The sequence below is a fragment of the Pseudomonas cavernicola genome, from assembly GCF_003596405.1.
Taxonomy (GTDB): Bacteria; Pseudomonadota; Gammaproteobacteria; order Pseudomonadales; family Pseudomonadaceae; genus Aquipseudomonas; species Aquipseudomonas cavernicola.
Map to the genome: position 1 here is coordinate 2,001,063 of NZ_QYUR01000002.1, position 18,667 is coordinate 2,019,729.

Consider the following 18,667-nt stretch of genomic DNA (forward strand, 5'->3'; position numbering starts at 1 on the left):
TTAAACCGCGCGGCAACGGATAACGCTCATTCAAGATCGCAAAACTAGGCGATGGGTAGGCAAATCATGCCTCGCCCATCGAGGCCACTCGATTCTGGACGCAAAGCTAGAGACTTTTTCGGGATGGCGGCAAAATCGGATGTTTCCTACAAAAGCTTGCCGCTAGCCTCGAATGATCGATGTATCACATAGCAAGCAAAGTAGGCGGTCAGATCGAATGCAATTGACTGGTCAAGTTGAATGCAAGCGGGTGGTCAGGTGCAGGACAAAAGAGTAGTCAAACCGACTAAATTGCGGAATCAATTATTATTCAGGCTGAAAGTTCACTGAGAATGGCAGCGCTTTCCCGGAGTTCGCCGAGCATCGCCAAAGTAACCATCAAAGTGTTTTCTGCTTCTCCATGCCGCGTTTCATGCCGGTGACCTGCTGAATGGCTTCAGCGGTTCGTCCCATGGTTCGGGCTAGCCTCGACACATTCAGGTAAGCTGCCACCCTCAAATCGTCACCGAAGGGCACGCTGCAGTGTTTATCAAGGCATTAAGAGTTGGCTTGGGCCAGCTGATCGTTTTCATCGACTTCATCACCCGTCCACGTAAGATGCGCCGCCCCGCCGAAGTACAGGCCCAGGTTAATAAGGCCGCCGCGGGTCTATCGCTCTATCAATTTCACGCTTGCCCCTTTTGTGTGCGTACCCGTCGCACCATTCATCGCCTGAACCTGCCAATCGCTATGCGCGATGCGAAGAACAGCCCACGAGATCGGCAAACCCTGCTGGCCGAGGGCGGTGCGATCAAGGTGCCGTGCCTGCGCATCGAAGAAAACGGCCAGACCACGTGGATGTACGAATCCAAAGTCATCATGCAATACCTGCAAGATCGCTTTGCAGCGTATTGAAGCCCTCCCTGTGGAAACATCCGTAGGCTGGAGTAGAGCGAAGCGACAAAACGGCAGCAAAGCCGTTTTGCACAGTTTTAGTTGCCCGCAGGGCGAGGCGCATGGATGCACCTCATGAAACCCAGCGCTCTCAATCCAGGCGCGGTCTTGTCGGTTGGGCGTAGGTTGGGCTGAGCTCCGCGAAGCCCAACACCCGAATCTTTGGGACCGCTAGGCGCTCAGAGTTGGGCTTCGCAGGCTCAGCACCAACCTACCGGCTGCGCCCATCGACCTTCGCTACCTTCAGCGTCTCCAACTCCACCCCATCCAAGCAACGCACATTCACCGCGGCCATTGCCACGCCCTTATTGCTGGCTTCGCCGAACGGCGCACAGCCACGAGTCGGACAGAAGTGATGCTGGATTTTCTTGGTGTTGAACAGATAAGTCGCCAGATTGCTCTCAGGTGTACTGAGGCGTAACTGTTCGCGCGGAACGAACCAGAGCAGATAGCCGCGCTTGCTGCACAGCGAGCAATTGCACTCCATTACCTGAGTCAGTTCACCCTCGACTTCGAAAGCGATTTTTCCGCAATGACATCCACCTTGATAAAGCATGACCGCACCCCCGAGGCACGCCTGTTGGCAGGCTGAAGCCCACAACACTAATCCAGCCCGAACACCTCGCCATTTCTGTCGGCAGAAAAAAGGCTATGCCTGGGTTAGCTATTGCAAGGCGCGCATTGGAAAAGCGCAAAACCTGTAGGAGCGGGCCATGCCCGCGAAAAGCCACAACGCAAGAGCACCGCGGGCATGGCCCGCTCCGACCAAGAGCAGCAGTTCAACATGTAATGGGCGAAAAAAACCGGCCAATGGCCGGTTTTTGTCTTACTCCGCATGACACTCAGTCGAGCATACCGACATGCCTTGGGTGACTGGCGACGCGCTGCAACCAGCCCTGAATCGCCGGGTATCCGCTCAAATCAAAGCCGCCCTCGCCTGCCACATGGGTGTAGGCATAGAGCGCGATATCGGCAATCGAGTAGTTCTCCCCGACCAGATAAGACGTGCGCTTTAGCTGCTGTTCCATCACCTTCAACGCCTTGTGGCCACGCACCTGGCAGGTCTCGTACTCCTCCAGCCGCTCGGCCGGCATGCCCTGGTACAGCTGGATGAAGCGCGCGACGGCGATATACGGCTCATGGCTGTATTGCTCGAAGAACTGCCACTGCAGCACTTGGGTGCGCAGGCGCGGCTCGCTCGGCAGGAACTCGCTGCCGTCGGCGAGAAAATTCAGGATGGCATTCGATTCCCACAAGCAGCTGCCGTCTTCCAGTTGCAGCACCGGAATCTTGCCGTTGGGGTTCATCTCGAGAAACGCAGGGGTCTGGGTCTCACCTTTAAGGATATCGACCGGCACCCACTTCGACTCTTTACCGAGCAGATGCAACATCAGCTTGATCTTGTAGCAGTTGCCCGAGCGGTAATCACCGTAAACCTTGTACATCGCAACCTCCTGTTAAGCCGCCTCGGCGGCTTGTGCTTGGCGAATCACCTTGGCCAGTCGTTGGAGTCCTTCGCTCAAACGCTCCGGCGCGATATGGCTGAAGTTCAGCCGCAGATAACCCGGGTTCTGCTCTGGATGGGTGAAGAACGGCTCCCCCGGCATAAAGGCCACGTTCTGCTCCAGCGCCGGCTTGAGCAGCGTGCGGGTATCCAGCGGCTGCTTCAGGGTCAGCCAGAAAAACAGCCCACCCTGGGGAATGTTCCAGCTAGCCAGCTCGCCGAAATGCTCTTCCAGGGCGACCTGCATGGCATCGCGGCGCACCCGGTAGAAATCCCGCAGCTCGGCCAGATGCTCACGATAATGCCGGGTGCCAATCCATTGCAGCGCCTGCCACTGGCCGATGCGGTTGGTGTGCAGATCCGCCGACTGTTTGAGCCGCAGCAGGTGCGGGAACAAGTCCGGCGTGGCGATCAGGAAGCCCACCCGCAGGCCCGGCAACAAGGTTTTCGAGACGGTGCCGGTGTAGATCCAGCTGGCCTTTTTCAGGCGGCTGACGATAGGTGTGGCACTACCGGCGTCGAACACCAACTCGCGGTAAGGCTCGTCTTCGATCAGGGTCACTCCGAACTCGTCCAGCAGCGCCGCCACGGCATCACGCTTGGCTTCGCTGTAACGCACACCGGACGGATTCTGGAAAGTCGGGATCAGGTAGGCGAACGCTGGCTTGTGCTGCTCCAAACGCTGGCGCAGCGCGAGCAGTTCCGGGCCATCGGCTTCCTGTGGCACGGTGATGCAGTCGGCGCCGAACAGTTGGAAGGCTTGCAGCGCGGCCAGGTAAGTCGGTGCCTCGAGCAGCACTTCGGTGCCCGGATCGATAAACAGCTTGGCGGCGAGATCCAGCGTCTGCTGCGAGCCGCTGACGATCAACACCTGGCTGGCGTCGCAGGGTACGCCCAACTCACGCGCCTCGGCGGCGATGGCTTCGCGCAGCTCCGGCTCGCCCTCGCTCATGCCGTATTGGCCCATGCCCGCAGGCATGTCCGCCCACTCCACGCGCGGCAACATCGGCTCGGCCGGCAGGCCACCGGCAAACGACATCACCTCCGGACGCTGCGCCGCAGCCAGGATTTCGCGGATCAAAGAGCTTTTTAGGCGGGAGATACGTTCGGAGAAGGCCATTCAAGTCACCGGTAGCGAAGGCAAGGAAAAATAAGTCAAACTGGTTGACCGAAGCTACGATGACCCGAGTAGATACGTCAATATGCTTGACCTGAAAAACTCAACCACTCAGCAGGCCGCCATGGAGGCATTCTTCTTCGGCTACCAGGCGTTCACCGCCAAAGCCGATGAAATGCTGGCACGTCGCGGACTGAGCCGGGTACACCATCGCATACTGTTTTTCATCGCCCGCCATCCAGGCTTGAGCATGAAGGAGTTGCTGGCCGCGCTCGGGGTCAGCAAGCAAGCACTGAACATCCCGCTACGGCAACTGATGGAAATGCATCTGGTGCAGAGTGTGGCCGCCGAGGATGACAAGCGTAAGCGCCTGCTCGGGTTTACCGCCGAGGGCGCCAAGCTGGAATTGGCCCTGCGCCGCGAGCAAGCCAAACTGCTGCAACGGGTATTTGCCGAGGCCGGCGAAGCCGCAGTCAACGGTTGGCTGGAGGTTAACCAGGCGCTCGGCAGAACCCGACAGCCCGGCAGTGCTGAAGACTAATCGCAACACCACCTCGCCACACTCTCGATAAGCCGAGCCAGCCCCGGCAGAGCTCCCATGCTCACCCCCGCGGGCAATCCCAGCCGGTCAGCCCCTCGGCAAAATCGAGCGCACCAAGCTCCAACAGTTAACCGACTAGAGCCGATCCCGAGCGACTGTATGGCTAATTGCGCTAACCGCTGTATCGGGACGCCCTCCACCACCGCGCTTAGGCTGAGCGCTGACGCTGGAGAGAGCCAAAATGAGCCCGGAACTGTTGATCGCCTTTATCGCCTTTGCCTTCGTCACCTCGGTGACGCCCGGCCCGAACAATATGATGTTGCTCGCCTCCGGCGTGAACTTCGGCCTGCGCCGCAGCCTGCCGCATATGCTTGGGATCAGCCTGGGCTTTATGTTGCTGGTGATGGCCGTCGGCTTTGGCCTCGGCCAGCTGTTCGAGCAAGTGCCGCTGCTCTACACCGTGCTGCGCTACGCAGGCGCCGCGTACCTGCTGTACCTCGCCTGGAAAATCTCCCGCTCCGGTGCGCCGGACACCAGCGGCACAGATAGTGGCAAACCCTTCACCTTTCTCCAGGCCGCGGCCTTTCAGTGGGTCAATCCCAAGGCCTGGGTAATGGCGATCGGTGCGATCACCACCTATACGCCGCAGGAAAACTTCCTGGTTAACGTGCTGCTGGTCGCCGCGTTGTTTGCCTTGGTCAATTGCCCCAGCGTCGGCTTGTGGACTGTCGCCGGCAGCCTGCTGCGTAACTGGCTGAGCAACCCACGGGTGCTGCGTTGCTTCAATGTCGGCATGGCGCTGCTGCTGGTCGTCTCGCTCTATCCTATTCTCGGAGATTTCTAATTGAGCGATGCCAGCAGGAGCCCAGCAATGACCGAAGCCTCTGAATCCCGGGCAAATCCTGCGCCGCTGCGCCCGCTGGCCGACTCCTCGCCTTCCGCCGTGGTGGCGGGCTTTATTGCGATGATGACCGGCTATACCAGTTCGCTGGTGCTGATGTTCCAGGCCGGCCAAGCCGCCGGGCTGACCAGCGGGCAAATCTCTTCATGGATCTGGGCGCTGTCGATTGGCATGGCGATCTGCAGCATTGGCCTGTCGCTGCGTTATCGCACGCCGGTCACGGTGGCCTGGTCGACCCCCGGCGCGGCACTGCTGATCACCAGCCTCTCCGGCGTGACGTATGGCGAGGCGATTGGCGCCTACATCACCTGCGCGGTGCTGGTGACCATCTGCGGCCTGACCGGTAGTTTCGAGCGTCTGGTAAAACGCCTGCCCGCCTCATTGGCCGCCGCTTTGCTGGCTGGCATCCTATTCAAGATCGGCAGCGAGATTTTCGTTGCCGCGCAGCATCGCACCGGCCTGGTGCTCGGCATGTTCTTTACCTACCTGCTGATCAAACGGCTACAGCCGCGCTACGCCGTACTCGCCGCCTTGCTGGTCGGCACCGCGTTGTCCGGTGCACAGGGCCTGCTGGATTTCAGCGGCTTCAGCCTGGAAATGGCCACCCCGGTCTGGACCACCCCCTCGTTCTCCCTGGCGGCCACCATCAGCATCGGCATTCCGCTGTTCGTGGTGGCGATGACCTCGCAGAACATGCCCGGCATCGCCGTGCTGCGTGCCGACGGCTATTGGCTGCCCGCCTCGCCGCTGATCACGGTGACCGGTATCGCCTCGCTGCTGCTGGCGCCGTTCGGCTCCCACGGGATAAACCTGGCCGCGATCAGTGCCGCGATCTGCACCGGCCCACACGCCCATGAAGATCGCAGCAAGCGCTATACCGCCGCAGTCTGGTGTGGAGTCTTCTACGGCATCGCCGGAATCTTCGGCGCCACCCTGGCGGCGCTCTTTGCGGCGTTACCCAAGGAACTGGTGCTGTCGATTGCGGCGCTAGCGCTGTTCGGCTCGATCATCAACGGCCTGACCAATGCCATGAGCGAAGCGAAGGAGCGCGAAGCCGCGCTGATCACCTTTATGGTCACCGCCTCGGGCTTCAGCTTGTTCTCGATTGGTTCGGCGTTCTGGGGCATCGTCGCCGGCGTGCTGACGCTGCTGATTCTGAATTGGGGCAAAGACTGAGGGATCGAAGCGCGAGCCAGGGCACGAGGGAGTCGCGGGGCAACTCCTTGTTGGGCATCGCTGTGCTCAGCGCCAACCTACGAGGCCGTCTTTGCTCTTGAGTGAGCGGGTTCAGCTCACAAGCGGAAGTGCCCGACCATACCCTGCAACTCGTTGCTCAAGCTGGCCAGTTCAATGCTGGACGCCGCGGTGCCTTCCATCGCCAATGACGACTGATCGGCGCTACTGCGAATATTGGTCACGCTACGGTTGATCTCTTCCGCCACTGAGCTTTGCTGCTCGGCCGCCGCGGCAATCTGCTGGTTCATCTGATGGATCACCGACACCGCTGCGGCGATGCTGCCCAGCGCACTTTCGGTCTGCAATGCATCACTCACGGTCAGCTCAACCAAGGCGCTGCTGCTCTGAATCTGCGTGACGGAGCTCTGCGCACCCTGTTGCAAGGCCGCCACCAAGCGCTCTATTTCCGCGGTGGATTGCTGCGTGCGCTTGGCCAGCGCTCTCACCTCATCGGCCACCACAGCAAAACCACGGCCCTGCTCGCCTGCACGGGCGGCTTCGATTGCGGCGTTGAGCGCTAGCAAGTTGGTCTGTTCGGCGACACTTTTGATCACCCCCAGCACGGAACCGATGTTCTGAATTTCCTGGCTGAGGTTCTGGATGCTCTGGCTGGCCGAGCCGGAAGACACCGACAGCTGTTCGATGCGCGCCATGGTCTGGCGCACCACGTGCTGCCCATTGGCGACCTTGGCGTCCGCCGTCTCCGCGGCTCCTGCGGCCTCCTCGGCATTACGCGCGACATCGTGCACGGTCGCCGTCATCTGGTTCATCGCGGTGGCCACCTGCTCGGTTTCTTCCTTCTGGTTGGCGACCTCGGCATTGGTCTGCTCGGTAACTGTCGACAGCGAGCGCGCCGATGAGGCGATCTGGTTGATCCCCGCCTGCAGGCCACTGACCATGCTGCTGAGACTGGCGGACATCTGCTGCATAGCACTCATCAGCTGGCCGATTTCATCGCGGCCGCGCACTTCGATCTTCGCACTCAGGTCGCCCTCGGCAATCTGCTTAGCCACGCTGATCACGCTGTGCAACGGCCCGACTATGACCCGAGTAATCAACAAGGAAGCCGCCAGCCCGACCAGCAAGGCCAAGGCCGAAGAGCCGAGAATCAATACGGAGTTAGCCTTCAGCTCACGTTGCATGGCGGCGTCCTGCTCGGCATAGGCCTGATCGACCTGCTGCACCACTTGCTCGGCGCGCTCATGCATTTGTGCATAGACCTGCTGCTCTTTGCTTAGCAGGTCGGTGTATTCGCTCAACTTGCCGCCGAAATTGGTGATATGGCCGCTGACCTCGTTGAGCACGGTCAGGTAACCCGAGTCTTTCACCGCCGCTTTGAGCTGCTCGGCCAACGCCAGCGCTTCATCGGCCTGGGCGATCTTGCTTGCAGTGACTTCCTCACCGGCACTGGCCTTGCGACTCTGCGCCAAGCGCGCGTGCGCCTCGTTCAGCGCCTGCAGCATCAGCCGGGAAACCTGGCTGACCTGATTGGCTTGCGCGATAAACTCCGCGCCCCTCTGCCCTTGCGAGTCTTTCAGCTCATAAGCGCCATCATCGGCCAGCCCGGCTTGCAGCAGGTCGAGGTTGTTCGCCACGCTGGTCACCGACCAACTGGCCATCTCCAGCGCCAGATCCTTGGCCAGCGCCAGTTCAACAAACTGGTCGAAAGATGCGCGGTACGCGCCGACCGCCTGCTCCACCGCCTCCATCGCCGGGCGGCTGGCGGGGGACTGGCTCTTCAGCTCGGCACTCAAGGCCAGAATCGACTCGACGCCTTTACGCAGCGCCTCCACCGACTTCGGGTCGCCGCTCAAGGAGAACGCCTGCTCCTCCAGGCGCACACGCAGCACCGCGCTGTTGATCGCCGACATCTGCTTGAGGCCGTCGAAGCGCTGACTGATGGCTTGCAGCGAGGCCAGGCCAATCGCCGCCACCACGCCGGTGAGCAGCAAAACCAGGCCGAAACCGGTGCCGAGCTTCTTCGCCATTCCGAGATTGGCAAAACTGCGTTGCAAGGCGGAAATCATTGCGCTCAGTCCTCTATCGAATGCTAAACGGCATTACCGAACAGCTCTGCCATTCAAGATCCGTGCAGATTTGGGTGAGACGCCTTTAAGCACAAGCCTATTCGCCTGGGTGGATGGCAAATAGCTATGCCAGCGTCGTTTTCAGAACAGAGCCCAACCCGTCGTACCAAGCTCGTGGCGGGCTCAAGCTTGAGACTGAGGTAAGCAAGGCGCCCTAAGGCGCCTCGTTATGCAGACTTTTGTGCGCTCATTTGTGCACGAAAGGGCTCACGCCTCGGCCGCCAGTTCCTGGCCGTGCAGCTGATTCACCCACCAGCCGAACGCGGCAGCGGTGAAGAACATGATGATGCTGTAGACCGCCGCCGGGATGGCCATGGTCGAGTTGTTCAGCAGCATCGGGCTCAGCGCCAGGGCGATGGCCAGGGTGCCATTGTGGATGCCGATCTCCATGCCGATGGCAATCGCCTGACGCTGCGACAACTTGAGCAGACGCGGTACGTAGTAACCCACCGCCAGGCTGATCAGATTGAAACTGAGTGCCGCGAGACCGACCAAGGGTGCGTACTCGATAAAGGTCTGCCAGTCCTTGGCCAGCGCCAGCAAGATGATCAGCGCGAGGAACAGCGCCGAGACGATTTTGACCGGCGTCTGCATCCGCTCGGCAAACGCCGGGAACCGACTGCGCACTCCCATGCCGATAGCCACCGGCCCGAGCACGATGGCGAACACCTGCAGCACCTTGGCAAATTGCAGCGGAATGGCCTGATCGCCCTGCATAAAATGCAGCAGCGCGAAATTGACGATCAGCGGCATGGTCAGGATGGCAATCACCGAGTTCACCGCCGTCAGGGTGATATTCAGCGCCACATCGCCATGGGCCAGGTGGCTATAGAGGTTTGCCGTGGTGCCACCGGGTGAGGCCGCCAGCAGCATCAGCCCCACGGCCAGAGCCGGTTCCAGGCCGAAACCCTTGGCAATGCAGAAGCACACCAGCGGCAGTAGCAGAATCTGGCAACCCAGGCCGACCAGCACCGGCTTGGGGAATTTGGCCACGCGGGTGAAGTCGGCCAAGGTCAACGAGAGCCCAAGGCCAAGCATGATGATGCCGAGCGCCATGGGCATGAATAAAGTCAGCAAAGGATTGGCGGTCATTCTTATTCTTCTCTGTATGAACAGCCGGGGAGGATAGATCAGCTTGGATTCTGCGCAACCTGGCGGGCTAACGACAGTGGCTTTGCGCGCCAGAATATTGAATGGCGGCAACGGCAGGCAAAATAAAGGCGCCCACAGGCGCCTTTATTTTGCACGATAGTCCGAACGCCACTCAGATCGCCGTAGCCCCGCCATCCACTGCCAGCGCATGACCGGTGGTGAAGGCTGCGCCATCGCAGCACAGATACAGCACCGCCGCGGCGATTTCCTCGACCTTGCCGATGCGCCCAACCGGGTGCATGGCCGCCGCAAACTCGGCCTTCTTCGGATCAGCCTCATACGCGCGGCGGAACATGTCGGTGTCGATCACCGCCGGACATACCGCGTTGACGCGGATTTTCTTCTTCGCGTACTCGATGGCGGCGGATTTGGTCAGGCCGATCACCGCATGCTTGGAGGCGCTGTAGATGCTCATCTTCGGTGCCGCACCGAGGCCAGCGACCGACGCAGTGTTGACGATGGCACCGCCACCCTGAGCCAACAGCAGTGGCAGCTGGTGCTTCATGCACAGCCACACGCCTTTGACGTTGACGCCCATGATCGCGTCGAACTCCGCCTCACTACCTTCCGCCAGCCTGCCCTTTTCGATCTCGATGCCAGCGTTGTTGAAGGCATAGTCCAGGCGACCGTACGCCGCGACTACGCCGTCCATCAACGCCTTGACCTCCGCGTCCCTGGTCACGTCACAGCGGATGAACGTTGCGTCGCCACCGGCTGCGCGGATCAATGCAGCCGTGCCTTCACCGCCCGCTGCATCGACATCGGAAATCACTACCTTGAGGCCTTCGGCAGCGAAAGCTTGTGCGGTCGCGCGGCCAATACCGGCGGCACCGCCAGTTACCAAGGCAACCTGGCCGGAGAAGGTCATGCTCATCTATCTGTCCTCTGAAGCAATGGGGGTCGATTCGCGCTCAGTCTAGTCACGACGAAGAATGACGTGGCAGCACTATTACAAGCCGCGCTATGGGCTTATCCAAAAAAATGATAAAGCCCCAGGCTGCTCCATCATCCAGATGGATAAAGCCCCATTCCGCGATTCGCCAAGCCTTGCTCGATTGTGCACAGAGGTTTATCACAGAAACTTTCCCGCCATTGAGTGCCTGCCATGCCTGCCCAACTCAACCGTCAGTTCCTCCTCGCACAGCGCCCGGTCGGCTTGCCGAGCCGCGAAACCTTCAGCTACGTGGAAAACCCGCTGGGCGAACCTGGCCCCGGGCAAATTCTGGTCAAGAATGAATACCTGTCCCTCGATCCAGCCATGCGCGGCTGGATGAACGATGCCAAATCTTATATTCCGCCAGTCGCCATCGGCGAAGTGATGCGCGCGCTGGGCGTCGGCAAAGTCATCGCCTCGCAGAACCCGAACTTCGCCGTCGGCGATTACGTCAACGGCGCCCTGGGCGTGCAGGACTACTTCCTCGGCGAGCCAAAAGGCTTCTATACCGTCGACCCCAATCGCGCCCCGCTGCCGCTGTATCTCTCGGCCCTGGGCATGACCGGCATGACCGCCTACTTCGCCCTGCTTGACGTCGGCCAGCCGAAAGCCGGTGACACCGTGGTGATTTCCGGCGCCGCCGGCGCGGTCGGCAGCGTGGTCGGGCAGATTGCCAAGATCAAAGGCTGCCGCGTGATCGGAATCGCTGGCGGAGCGGTGAAATGCAAACTACTGATCGACGAATTCGGCTTCGACGGCGTCATCGACTACAAGAACGAAGACGTCTACGCCGGTCTCAAGCGCGAGTGCCCGAAAGGTGTCGATGTGTATTTCGATAACGTCGGCGGCGACATTCTCGACGCCGTACTGACCCGCATCGCTCCCAAGGCCCGCATCGTGATCTGCGGCGCAATCAGCCAGTACAACAACAAGGAAGCGGTGAAAGGCCCAGCCAACTATCTCTCGCTGCTGGTAAACCGTGCGCGAATGGAAGGCTTCGTGGTGATGGACTATGCCGCACAATTCGCTGATGCCGCGAAAGAAATGGGCGGCTGGATGGCCAGCGGCCAACTGAAGAGCAAGGAAGACATCGTCGAAGGCCTGCAAACCTTCCCGGAAACCTTGTTGAAACTGTTCAGTGGGGAAAACTTCGGCAAGCTGGTGTTGAAAGTCAGCTAAACCTGCGTGACAAACAAAAAGGGCAGTCTTCAAAAGACTGACCTTTTTTATTCAACCAGAGCGTTAAAGCCCGATCACTTATATTTAGCGTTAAACGCCTGGATCGCCTTTTCAGGCTTCTTCTCTTCTTTGGCCAGGACGTAAACGACACGTTCACCTTTGGGGCCACCGCCGACATCTACATAGCTAAAGGTTGGCTCGCCAATCTTGGCCATATCGACCATGTCGCCGTAACGGCTGAACACATAAATCACCTGTTCTTCGCGAATCTCGCCATAGAACGGGTAAGCCGGGGCGATGCTGACATTCCACAGGCGACTGGCGGCAATGGCATTCAAGTCTTTGCTTTGATCTTCAGCAGCCAAAGCTAAAACGATGTTACGGTCGAAATTGTCTTTCTTGCCTAGCGGCTTGGTGTAAGGCGCTTTGCCGGTTTGCAGGAACTGGTTGAACACCGCGTAACTATCAAACAGGTACAGCTCGCTTTCCGTACGAACCTGATACCAATCAGTATTATCGAGCGCCACGTCGACTGCTTTGCTACTTGCCGGCTTGCTAGTAGTAGTTGCAGGTGTGGGCGTATTCGTACTGCACGCGGCCATTGCGGCGGCGAGCAAAGCGATAGATATGGGTTTGGCAAAACGCGGTTTGATGAAAAACATAGCAACTCCTGCTCAAGAAAACACTGGCTTGCAAAACTGCCCGAGTTCCGTGACGGAGGAATTAAATCTTTATGTATGAATGATGACAGCCGTGGCTCCCGCCTGCGTGGAAGCCCAGCGCCAGGCTTACGCCAGTTCCGCGACCACTGCCGCCAAGGCCTGCGCCGGGTTGGCTGCTTGGCTGATGGGGCGACCGATCACCAGATAGTCGGAGCCGGCTTCCAGCGCCTGACGAGGCGTGAGGATGCGGCGCTGATCGTCCTGCGCACTGCCGGCGGGACGAATCCCCGGCGTGACCAATTGCAGCCCCGGGTACGCAGCTTTCAGCGCCTGCGCTTCCTGGGCCGAACACACCAGGCCGTCCATCCCGGCTTTTGCCGCCAAACCAGCCAAGCGCAGCACCTGCTCCTGCGGCTCGATATCCAAGCCGATGCCGGCCAGATCCTCGCGCTCCATGCTGGTCAGCACAGTGACACCGATCAGCAACGGCTTCGGTCCATTGAACTTATCGAGGGTTTCGCGGCACGCGGCCATCATGCGCAAACCACCGGAGCAGTGCACGTTGACCATCCACACGCCCATCTCGGCCGCCGCTTTCACCGCCATTGCCGTGGTGTTCGGGATGTCGTGAAATTTCAGGTCAAGGAATACGTCGAAACCCTTGTCGCGCAAGGTCGTGACGATGTCCGACGCGCAACTGGTGAACAACTCCTTGCCGACCTTGACCCGGCACAGCCGCGGATCCAGCTGATCAGCCAGCTTCAACGCGGCTTCGCGAGTGGGGAAATCCAGGGCGACGATGATAGGAGTCTGGCAGGCGGACATGGTCGGGCTCTCAGGCAAGTCGAAATCGGCGCGCATTGTAGCGCAAGCGCCCGCGTCGCTGCTTATCCGGCGATCAGAGATAGTAGGCCAACCCAACGACCAAGTAGACGCAACATGCTGCCGCGCGCCTCGCTAAGCCAAATGATGCAAAGCAAAGGCAGTCATAAAACCCGCCAGGGTGATCAAACCGGTCAATGCATGGGGGCTCTCGAATGCCTGAGGGATGCGCGTATCGACCAACATGCACAACACCGCCCCCGCTTGGGAGGCGAGCTATCGGCTCGACTGAGTACACCGGTTTGGCCAAGCGTGGGTCAGAGCGGGCATACTGACCCACGTTTCCGCCTACTACTTACTGTTCAGTTTCCCTGCATGCGCATTCACGTCACCTTTATCGACCGCGTTGGTATCACCCAGGAAGTGCTCGCCCTGCTCGGCGGGCGCAACCTCAATCTGGACGCGGTGGAGATGATCCCACCCAACGTCTATATCGACGCCCCGACCCTCAGCCCGAGCGTGCTGGAAGAACTGCGCGACGCCTTGTTCCGTCTGCATGGGGTGCAGGAAGTGGATGTGGTGGACATCCTTCCCGGCCAACGTCGACGCCTGCAACTCGACGCCCTGCTGGCCGCCATGGCCGACCCGGTGTTGGCGGTGGATGGCTCCGGCCACGTGCTGCTGGCCAATCCGGCGTTGATCGCCCTGTGTGGCCGCGAACCCGCCGGTGGACCGCTGGCGGCGCTGTTCGACGATCCAGCCCTGCAACGCACGCTGATCGAGCACGGTTTTCGCCTGCCAATGCGCGAGGTCTCGCTCAACGGCCGAGCTCTGCTACTCGATGCCATGCCGATTACCGATGGGGGCGCAGAAAATCAACAGCAACTGGCCGGCGGCCTGCTGACCCTCTATGTACCGAACCGCATCGGCGAACGTCTGGCGGCTCTGCACCATGATCACGCCGAAGGCTTCGACTCGTTACTCGGCGAATCACCGCCGGTGCGCACGTTGAAAGCCCGCGCCCAGCGCATTGCCACCCTCGACGCGCCGCTACTGATCCAGGGTGAAACCGGCACCGGCAAGGAGCTGGTGGCCCGCGCCTGTCATGCCCTCAGTCCACGCCACAATGCACCGTTCCTGGCCTTGAACTGCGCGGCACTGCCGGAGAACCTCGCCGAGAGCGAACTGTTCGGCTACGCTCCCGGCGCCTTCACCGGCGCCCAGCGGGGTGGCAAACCCGGTCTGCTCGAGCTGGCCGACCAGGGCACGGTGTCCCTCGACGAGATCGGCGAGATGTCGCCCTACTTGCAAGCCAAGCTGCTGCGGTTTCTCAGCGATGGCAGCTTCCGTCGAGTCGGTGGCGACCGCGAAATGAAGGTCAACGTGCGCATCCTCAGCGCTACCCACCGCAACCTGGAAAAGATGGTCAGCGAAGGCAGCTTCCGTGAGGACCTGTTCTACCGCCTGAATGTGCTCAACCTGGAAGTGCCACCGCTGCGCGAGCGCGGCCATGACATCCTGCTGCTGGCCCGGCACTTCATGCAGCAGGCCTGCGCGCAGATTCAGCGGCCAACCTGTCGACTGACACCTGGAACCTACCCTGCACTGCTGAGCAATCGCTGGCCGGGCAATGTGCGGCAGCTACAGAACGTGATCTTCCGCGCGGCGGCCATTTGCGAAAGCCCGCTGGTGGATATTGGCGACCTGGATATTGCCGGCACTTCCGTGGCGCGCCAGTCCGATGGCGAAGTGAGCAGCCTGGAAGACGCTGTCGAGGGTTTCGAAAAAGGTCTGCTGGAGAAGCTCTACGCCAGCTACCCCTCCAGCCGGCAACTCGCCGCACGCCTGCAAACCTCGCACAGCGCCATCGCCAACCGGCTGCGCAAATACGGTATTCCCGGCAAGGGCTGAACCCTGCCAATTGACCAGTCGACCCGCCAAACGCGCGTCCCTGTTGGGACGGTGGATTCATTCGCCTATTTCAAGTCCGCGAGCGAATTCATTGGCTATTTACCCGTTAGTTAAATGTTGAACAGGGCTGCCGATCTTCGTAGGAGCGAGCTTACTCGCGAAGCCCTTCAAGCAAAAGCGTCGCGAGCAAGCTCGCTCCTACAGGGTTTGCGCTACCCGTAAGAGCGGGCCATGCTCGCGAAAGCCTCTCAAGCAAAAACTCGCGGGCATGGCCCGCCACTACAATGCGACCACCCTCCTGCCGCCGTCAGCCAGTACCCCATGCAAGTGACGAAAAGCTCCGCTGGATCAAACGCGGACATTCCGTGCCGGCGAATTTGTTCGTTGGCGAGTTTCCCAGTTGGCCGCCAGGCCGACCGGTGCCTCCGACGGGGGCAGTTGCCTGCGCCCGCGCACCAGGTCGGAGGCGCGCTCGGCCAGCATGATGGTGGGCGCATTGAGGTTGCCGTTTGGCTCGGTGGGGAACACCGACGAGTCGATCACCCGCAAACCCTCGATGCCCCGCACGCGTAGCTCGGAATCGACCACCGCCATGTCGTCCTCGCCCATGCGGCACGAGCCGCAAGGATGGTAGGTGCTCTCCAGGTTCTCACGGACGAAGGCGTCGATCTCTGCATCGCTGTTCACCTGCGGCCCGGGCGCGATCTCGCCGTCGCGGAAGCGGTCCATCGCCGGCTGGCCGATGATTTCCCGGGTCAGGCGCACGCAGCGGCGGAAGCCCTCGCGGTCCTCTTCGCGTTGCAGGTAGTTGAAGCGGATCTCTGGATGCTCGTAGGGGTCCGCCGAGCGGACCCGCACATGGCCGCGGCTCTTGGGTTTGTTCGGCCCAGTGAGAACCATGAAACCGTGGCCCTTGATCGGTTTCTTGCCGTCGTAGCGCATCGCCGCGGGCAGGAAGTGGAACTGGATATCCGGCCAGCGCAGCCCCTGCTCGGAGCGGATGAAGCCACCGGCCTCGAAGTGGTTGGTCGCCCCCAGTCCGTCCTTGAACAGTAGCCAGCGCAGACCGATCAGCAGCTTGCTTAGCGGGTCCATCTTGCTGTTCAGCGTCACTGGTTCCTTGCAGCCGAACTGAATATAGATCTCCGCGTGATCCTGCAGGTTTTCCCCCACGCCGGGGAGCTCGTGCCTGACCTCGACCCCGGCTTTCCTGAGCACCTCGAGCGGTCCGATGCCGGAGCGTTGCAGCAAGTGCGGTGAACCGATGGGCCCGGCCGACACCAGGATTTCGCGGTTGCAGTAAACCTTCTGGGTTTCGCCTTCACAGTCGTATTCGATGCCCACCGCGCGTTTGCCTTCGAGGATGATCCGGCGCGTCATCGCCTTGGTTACCACCGTCAGGTTAGGGCGCCCCATGGCCGGCCGCAGGTAGGCATTGGCGGTGGAGCAGCGCACACCATCCTTGACCGTCATGTGCATGGCGCCGAAGCCTTCCTGCATGAAGCCGTTGGTATCGTCGGTCTTGATGTAGCCGGCCTCGGCCCCCGCCTCGACCCAGGCCCCGTACAGCGGGTTCTGCATGTTGTTGCCGTTGTTGGTGTGCAGCGGGCCGGCATCGCCGCGATACTGGTCGCCCCCGGCACTGAAGCTCTCGGCACGCTTGAAGTACGGCAGGCAGTTGCGATAGCCCCAGTCGCGGGCGCCGAGTTCCTCCCACTCGTCGAAGTCGTAGGCGTGCCCGCGGATGTAAACCAGGCCGTTGATCGACGACGAGCCGCCCAGGACCTTGCCTCTCGGGCAATGGATCCGCCGCCCGTCGAGGTAGGTCTCTGGCTCGGTCTCGTAACGCCAGTTGTATTTCTTGGTGTTCATCGGGATAGAAAAAGCACTCGGCATCTGGATCACCACACTGCGATCGCTGCCGCCGAATTCCAGAACCAGGACCGAAGTGCCTGCATCTTCGCTCAGACGGTTGGCCAGCACGCAGCCGGCAGAACCCGCACCGATGATGATGTAGTCGTAATGCTCATTCATTGCTGTAGCCCCTTGCTTTGAGGTCGAGCACCTCGGTCTTGCCGTCATGGCGCTTTGGGTAGGCACCCCAGCCCATCCGCTCAGCCAGCACCCGGGTCAACACGTAGTGGACGACGCCGGCGAGCAGGCAGGACGGCAACGAGGCGGTAACGAAGGTGAACAGCGTGGTATTGGCCAGCGTCTGCGGGTTGAACACCAGCACATAGATGCCGAAGCCGACCGCCAGCGCCACCAGGGCGATGGGGTTGAAGCCCTTCCAGTAGCGGTACGGCGACTGCTGCTCGGGGGCGTACAGGTGGCGCAGGTTCATGCGCTGGCGGCGCAGGAAGAAGTAGTCGGCGATGCCGATGCCGGCCAGCGCACTGTTCAGGGCCGAGGTCCACACCAGGAAGATGAAGAAGCCATCGTAGATGCCCGGCGCGAAGCAGACGATCAGCGCCGGCACCACGCAGAACAGCAGCACCAGCAGTTCCCAGTTCATCTCCCGGAGCTTCTTCCCGGCGAGCTGGCGCAGGCCGACGATCGAGGTGTAGAGGATATTGATCATACTGGTCACGTTGGCAAAGGCCACGAACCCCAGGGCGATGACACCGAAAGCGATGCCACCGATATGGGTCATCCACACGGTCGGGTCACTGTTGCCGAGCGCGGCGGCGGCCAGCAGGCCTACTACCTCACCCAGTGAAGCGGCGCCGAAGATGCCGATGATGTTCGGCCAGAACGCGGTCCTTTCGTTCTTGCTCAGCCTGGCCAGGTTGCCGACGTAGGGCCACCAGGAAAAGCCGGCCGCCATGTTCACTTCCACTGCGATCATGAAGTTAACGCGCTTATCCGCGAAGGGCGCATCCAGGGCCGGCATCGCCATCAGCTCGGCGAAGGAGTGCTTGCTGAGGATCATGTAGAGCATTACGCCCATGATGATGACCAGCGCCGGGGCGACTATGGTGTTGAACACCTTGATCGAGGTGGGGCCCTTGGCGACCACGAAGCCGGTCAGCAGAATGGCGACGAAGCCCGAGGCCAGGACCAGCCAACCATTCGGGTCGGTCTGATGCTCCGCGACCAGACCAGCCAGGCCGTCGATCGAGCGCCCGAACATCAGCCCCAGCACGGCCAGCCAACCCATGGTCAGGAACACCACCGCGAGCACATAGACCAGTCGGCTGCCATTGCTGCCGAACATGCTGCGCAGGAAGGTGAACTGCTCGGTGCCATACTTGCCACACGGCACGCAGGTCGAGAAGGTCGCCAACAGCACACCGAGAATGTTGCCGATGACGATGGCGGCGATGCCCTCCATGGGACCGACGAACAGCGCCGTGGCGCCACCGATCAGGAAGGCCCAGGTGGCGATGGCCAGGGCCGAGTTGGCGTAGGTGAACTCCCAGAAACCCCACATCCGCTCCGAGGGCAACAGCGGGGTATCGCCGCGCTCCGCCTCGAGGCTATGGTCGACTTGCTCATGCTTGGCCATGGCTCAATACCCCCAGAGGTAGAAGCCGGCGACCAGCACCAGCGTCATCAGGGTGATTGCGGTGTAGTCGGTGGCATTCAGCGCCCCCGGCCATTCGTTGTTGCTCTCCATCTCCTCATAGACGCGGATACGTCTTTCCAACTCTTGCGCTCTTGCGATGTCCGCTTGGCTGTTCATCTG

Annotated in this window: 17 protein-coding genes and 1 pseudogene; 6 read left to right on the forward strand and 12 right to left on the reverse strand. The window is 60.8% G+C overall.

The features are described from left to right. The first annotated feature begins 522 nt into the window (after positions 1-522). The gene (locus D3879_RS09640; RefSeq protein WP_119954019.1) at positions 523-894 is read left to right on the forward strand and encodes a glutathione S-transferase N-terminal domain-containing protein; all 372 of its coding nucleotides are present in this window, start codon (positions 523-525) and stop codon (positions 892-894) included. Between the two features lie 250 nt (positions 895-1,144). Here D3879_RS09640 and D3879_RS09645 read toward each other — a convergent pair whose 3' ends face one another. The 3 genes from D3879_RS09645 to D3879_RS09655 all read right to left on the reverse strand — a co-directional run bounded on the left by D3879_RS09645 (position 1,145) and on the right by D3879_RS09655 (position 3,557). Continuing rightward, complete coding sequence (locus tag D3879_RS09645) at positions 1,145-1,489, reverse strand: GFA family protein (RefSeq protein WP_119954021.1); 345 nt, start codon at positions 1,487-1,489, stop codon at positions 1,145-1,147. Between the two features lie 286 nt (positions 1,490-1,775). Then, complete coding sequence (locus D3879_RS09650) at positions 1,776-2,378, reverse strand: glutathione S-transferase family protein (RefSeq protein WP_119954024.1); 603 nt, start codon at positions 2,376-2,378, stop codon at positions 1,776-1,778. A 12-nt stretch (positions 2,379-2,390) separates the two neighbouring features. Further along, positions 2,391-3,557, reverse strand: coding sequence for an aminotransferase-like domain-containing protein (locus tag D3879_RS09655; protein ID WP_119954026.1), 1,167 nt, complete (start codon positions 3,555-3,557; stop codon positions 2,391-2,393). 82 nt (positions 3,558-3,639) lie between these two features. On the opposite strand from D3879_RS09655, the gene D3879_RS09660 reads away from it, so the two are divergent. From D3879_RS09660 to D3879_RS09670, 3 genes are all read left to right on the forward strand, one after another. Continuing rightward, positions 3,640-4,095 (forward strand): MarR family winged helix-turn-helix transcriptional regulator, encoded by a 456-nt coding sequence (locus D3879_RS09660; protein ID WP_119954028.1) that lies wholly within the window; start codon positions 3,640-3,642, stop codon positions 4,093-4,095. 241 nt (positions 4,096-4,336) lie between these two features. Beyond that, positions 4,337-4,939 carry a LysE family translocator gene (locus tag D3879_RS09665; RefSeq protein ID WP_119954031.1) on the forward strand — a complete coding sequence of 201 codons (603 nt, stop codon included), beginning with the start codon at positions 4,337-4,339 and terminating at the stop codon, positions 4,937-4,939. Positions 4,940-4,966: 27 nt separating this feature from the next. Then, positions 4,967-6,172, forward strand: coding sequence for a benzoate/H(+) symporter BenE family transporter (locus D3879_RS09670; protein ID WP_119954034.1), 1,206 nt, complete (start codon positions 4,967-4,969; stop codon positions 6,170-6,172). A 116-nt stretch (positions 6,173-6,288) separates the two neighbouring features. Here D3879_RS09670 and D3879_RS27815 read toward each other — a convergent pair whose 3' ends face one another. The 4 genes and pseudogenes from D3879_RS27815 to D3879_RS09685 all read right to left on the reverse strand — a co-directional run bounded on the left by D3879_RS27815 (position 6,289) and on the right by D3879_RS09685 (position 10,345). Continuing rightward, complete coding sequence (locus D3879_RS27815; RefSeq protein ID WP_420800923.1) at positions 6,289-7,170, reverse strand: methyl-accepting chemotaxis protein; 882 nt, start codon at positions 7,168-7,170, stop codon at positions 6,289-6,291. Between the two features lie 24 nt (positions 7,171-7,194). Beyond that, positions 7,195-8,259, reverse strand: a pseudogene (locus D3879_RS27820) (methyl-accepting chemotaxis protein); the annotation flags it as partial. 267 nt (positions 8,260-8,526) lie between these two features. Continuing rightward, the gene (locus tag D3879_RS09680; protein WP_119954038.1) at positions 8,527-9,411 is read right to left on the reverse strand and encodes a bile acid:sodium symporter family protein; all 885 of its coding nucleotides are present in this window, start codon (positions 9,409-9,411) and stop codon (positions 8,527-8,529) included. 172 nt (positions 9,412-9,583) lie between these two features. Then, positions 9,584-10,345, reverse strand: a complete 762-nt coding sequence (locus D3879_RS09685; RefSeq protein ID WP_119954041.1) for an SDR family oxidoreductase — start codon at positions 10,343-10,345, stop codon at positions 9,584-9,586. A gap of 231 nt (positions 10,346-10,576) precedes the next feature. Here D3879_RS09685 and D3879_RS09690 point away from each other — a divergent pair, with 231 nt between their 5' ends. Beyond that, positions 10,577-11,584: an NADP-dependent oxidoreductase gene (locus tag D3879_RS09690; protein WP_119954043.1), complete on the forward strand. Its 1,008-nt coding sequence runs from the start codon at positions 10,577-10,579 to the stop codon at positions 11,582-11,584. 74 nt (positions 11,585-11,658) lie between these two features. On the opposite strand, the gene D3879_RS09695 is transcribed toward D3879_RS09690, so the two are convergent. Both D3879_RS09695 and pyrF read right to left on the reverse strand, forming a co-directional pair. Beyond that, the gene (locus tag D3879_RS09695) at positions 11,659-12,246 is read right to left on the reverse strand and encodes a hypothetical protein (RefSeq protein ID WP_119954046.1); all 588 of its coding nucleotides are present in this window, start codon (positions 12,244-12,246) and stop codon (positions 11,659-11,661) included. A 126-nt stretch (positions 12,247-12,372) separates the two neighbouring features. Then, a complete protein-coding gene (gene pyrF / locus D3879_RS09700; RefSeq protein WP_177412392.1) occupies positions 12,373-13,071 on the reverse strand; it encodes an orotidine-5'-phosphate decarboxylase in 699 nt (232 codons plus the stop codon). Positions 13,072-13,443: 372 nt separating this feature from the next. Here pyrF and D3879_RS09705 point away from each other — a divergent pair, with 372 nt between their 5' ends. Beyond that, complete coding sequence (locus D3879_RS09705; protein ID WP_119954048.1) at positions 13,444-14,979, forward strand: sigma-54-dependent transcriptional regulator; 1,536 nt, start codon at positions 13,444-13,446, stop codon at positions 14,977-14,979. 348 nt (positions 14,980-15,327) lie between these two features. Here the strand turns inward: D3879_RS09705 and betA are convergent, their stop codons facing one another. The 3 genes from betA to D3879_RS26675 are packed head-to-tail and all read right to left on the reverse strand — an operon-like array spanning position 15,328 to position 18,664. Further along, on the reverse strand, positions 15,328-17,013 hold the full coding sequence (betA, locus tag D3879_RS09710; RefSeq protein WP_119954049.1) for a choline dehydrogenase: 1,686 nt from the start codon (positions 17,011-17,013) through the stop codon (positions 15,328-15,330). Beyond that, positions 17,006-18,487, reverse strand: a complete 1,482-nt coding sequence (locus D3879_RS09715; protein WP_119954050.1) for a purine-cytosine permease family protein — start codon at positions 18,485-18,487, stop codon at positions 17,006-17,008. Before D3879_RS09715 ends, betA begins: the two co-directional genes overlap by 8 nt. A 3-nt stretch (positions 18,488-18,490) precedes the next feature. Beyond that, a complete protein-coding gene (locus D3879_RS26675) occupies positions 18,491-18,664 on the reverse strand; it encodes a hypothetical protein (protein WP_177412393.1) in 174 nt (57 codons plus the stop codon). Positions 18,665-18,667: the final 3 nt, after the last annotated feature.